Below are 1,085 nucleotides of genomic sequence, written 5' to 3'. Positions count from 1 at the left end.
TTGGTGGCCCGATGATGGGTTACACAGTGGAAGACGCAAACACACCTGTCGTCAAAACCACAAACTGCATCCTCGCGCCAGAAGTGAATGAACTTCCCCTGAGCGAACACGCGCAGGCATGTATACGTTGTGGCCTCTGTACAGAGGCGTGCCCTGCGGAGCTGCTTCCGCAACAGCTGTACTGGTTCTCGCGCTCTGGCGAATATGAAAAAGCAGAGCACCATAACTTGTTTGACTGCATAGAGTGCGGCGCCTGTGCGTACGTTTGTCCCAGCTCGATTCCACTTGTGCAGTACTATCGTCATGCCAAGGGAGAAATCAAAGAGCAGCGCTTAGAAACAGAGAAATCTGATCGAGCTCGAATTCGGTTTGAAGCCCGACAAGAGCGCCTAGAACGAGAGGCTCAGGAAAAAGAAGCTAAGCGCAAAGCACGCGCAGATGCAGCCGCAAAAATGCAGGCCGAGAAAGCAAGTTTAGCCACAGCGCAAAATGCAGATACGCCTTCTGGAAAGGCGAACAACACGGCAACTCAAGATCCCAAAAAAGCAGCGATTGAAGCGGCGTTAGCGCGTAAACAAGCCAATACAGAAGCTGCGCCGACGTTAGCAACTAGTGCAGAGCCAGAGAAATCAATCGATGAATTAAAAGAGCTCTTCGAAAAAGCGCAACTTAAACTCGATAAAATGATCGACGCTTTAGAAGACGCAAAAGCAAATGCGCCTGACAATGTCGCCAAACTTCAACGCGCGGTTGAAAAAAACCAGTTACGTGTTAATCAAGCCAAGCAGAATTACGAAAAAGCTCGGAAAGTTGCTGAGAACAATCAGCCTTCCGCATCCCCTGCAACATCTAGCACAGCCCTACAACCCTCGCTTGAAGAGCTACATGTTCATCTCGAAAAGGCGCAGAATAAGCTCGAAAAGATGGAAGAAGCTCTTAAAGAAGCAAAGAGCAACACACCGGATGCAATAGAGAAACTGCAGCGTGCAGTAACTAAAAACAAAGTCAGAGTCGCGGCGGCGCAAGAGGCTTATGATCACGTACTCAAACAACAGCAAGAGACAAACTAATGGCTTTGATTTCGC

1 protein-coding gene is annotated in these 1,085 nt (G+C 49.0%); it reads left to right on the top strand.

Translation table 11 applies throughout. The annotated features are described in order from the left end of the window. On the top strand, positions 1–1,070 hold a 1,070-nt coding region (locus tag A3750_RS14550), incomplete at its 5' end, for a 4Fe-4S dicluster domain-containing protein (RefSeq protein WP_156498599.1). Positions 1,071–1,085: the final 15 nt, after the last annotated feature.

It is taken from the genome of Oleiphilus sp. HI0079 (assembly GCF_001635105.1).
This window is presented reverse-complemented; position numbering and strand designations above follow the sequence as displayed.